This window comes from Frankia gtarii (assembly GCF_025403375.1).
In the GTDB taxonomy this organism is placed as follows: domain Bacteria; phylum Actinomycetota; class Actinomycetes; order Frankiales; family Frankiaceae; genus Frankia; species Frankia gtarii.
The window spans coordinates 1-1,898 of the sequence record NZ_JAMPTM010000504.1; the positions used below are offsets into that span (position 1 = coordinate 1).

Consider the following 1,898-nt stretch of genomic DNA (forward strand, 5'->3'; position numbering starts at 1 on the left):
ATCCGGTGGCGGGTGGTTCGGTGGCGGGTGGTTCGGGGTCGGTGGTGAAGGCCGCCCACAGGCGGGCGTAGGGGCCGCCGGCGTGGACGAGCTCGGCGTGCGTCCCCTGCTCGGCGACGCGGCCGTCGGCCATCACCACCACCCTGTCGGCGCGGGCGGCGGTGGTCAGCCGGTGGGCGACGACGATCGTGGTCCGCCGGGTGGTGACCGCCTCGGCGGCGGCGGTGACGGCGGCCTCGGTGGCGAGATCCAGCGCGGCGGTCGCCTCGTCGAACAGCAGGATGTCGGGGTCGGCGAGCTCGGCGCGGGCGAGCGCCAGCAGCTGGCGCTGCCCGGCGGACAGGCCGCGGCCCCGTTCGCCGACGGGATGGTCGTAGCCGTCGGGCAGGGTGTCGATGAACGTGTCGGCGCCGACCGCGCGGGCGGCGGCTCGGACCTCGTCGTCGGCGGCGTCGGGCCTTGCGTAGGCGATGGCGTCGCGGATCGTGCCGGAGAACACGAACGGCTCCTGCGGGACGACGCCGAGCCGGCGGCGGTAGGCCGACAGGTCGAACTCGCGCAGGTCGACGCCGTCGATCCGGATCGCCCCGCCGGTGACGTCGTAGTACCGGGCGACGAGTTTGACCACCGTGGACTTGCCGGCGCCCGTCTCGCCGACGAAGGCGACGGTCTCACCGGGGGCGATGCGCAGGCTCACCCCGTCGACGGCGTTGCCCGCCGTGCCGTCGACGACGGTGTAGGCGAAGTGGACGTCGTCGAGCACCACCTCGCCGGTGAGCCGGCCGACCGGGCGCGGGTGGGCGGCCGGCGGCGTCGACGTCGGGGTGCGCAGCAGGTCGGACAGCCGGCGCAGGCCGACCATCGCCTGCTGGTAGCCGTCGAACACCTGGGAGAGCTGCTGCACCGGCGAGAAGAACAGGTTGACGTAGAGCAGGAAGGCGAGCAGCGCACCCGCCGACAGCGATCCGTGCACGGCGAGATGCGCGCCGATGCCCAGCACGAGGGCGCCCGCGATCCGGGAAAGGAATTCGACGAAGGGGAAGTACAGGGCGATCATCCGCTGTGCCCGCATCCGCGAGCGCCGGTAGGAGTCGGCGAGCCCGCGGAACCGTTCCTGGTTGACCTCCTCCCGGCCGAACGCCTGCGCGACACGCAGCCCCGTCAGGTTCTCCTGCAGGGACGCGTTGACGGCGCTGACCCGTTCCCGGGATTCGGTGTAGGCGGCCGACGAGCGGCTCCGGAACACCACCGTCACCGCGATCAGGATCGGCAGCACCGCGATGACGACGAGGGCGAGCTGGGCGTCGAGGAGCAGCAGCGCGATCAGCACGCCGAAGAAGGACAGCAGGCTGACGATCGCGGTGACCAGGCCGGTCTGGAGGAACGTCGACAGGGCATCGACGTCGGTGGTCATCCGGGTCATGATCCGGCCGGCGAGCTCGCGCTCGTAGTAGTCGAGCCCGAGGCGCTGGAGCTGGGCGAACGTCTTGACCCGCAGCACGTAGAGGAGCCGCTCCCCCATCCGCCCGGTGACCCGGGTCTGCCAGATCTGGACGAGCCAGTCGGCGAGGGTAACGGCGAGCGCGACACCGGCGGTGGCGAACAGCACGTTGCGCGCCTGCGCGCTCACGCCCGCGTCGACGGCGTGGCGCACCAGCGCCGGCACGGTCAGGCCGGCGACGGCGTCGAGCGCGACCAGCAGCAGCCCCACCACAAGCGGAACGCGCACCCAGGACAGCAGCCGGCGCAGCGTGAAATCCGGGTCGGGCGCCGCGGCGGCGGCCTGGTCGACCTGCGGATCGTCGCGGGCCGGCGGCAGGGCGTCGACCCTGGCGAGCAGTTCGGGCGTCGCCGGCACGTCACCGAACGCCCCGCCTCCGCTGAGCACCCGCCCCGCC

General features: G+C 73.3%; 1 protein-coding gene. It reads right to left on the reverse strand.

Annotation, left to right across the window (positions count from 1 at the left end; genetic code table 11):
* The coding region (locus tag NBZ83_RS31875) for an ABC transporter ATP-binding protein (protein ID WP_368861940.1) at positions 1 to 1,898 on the reverse strand (1,898 nt) is incomplete at both ends.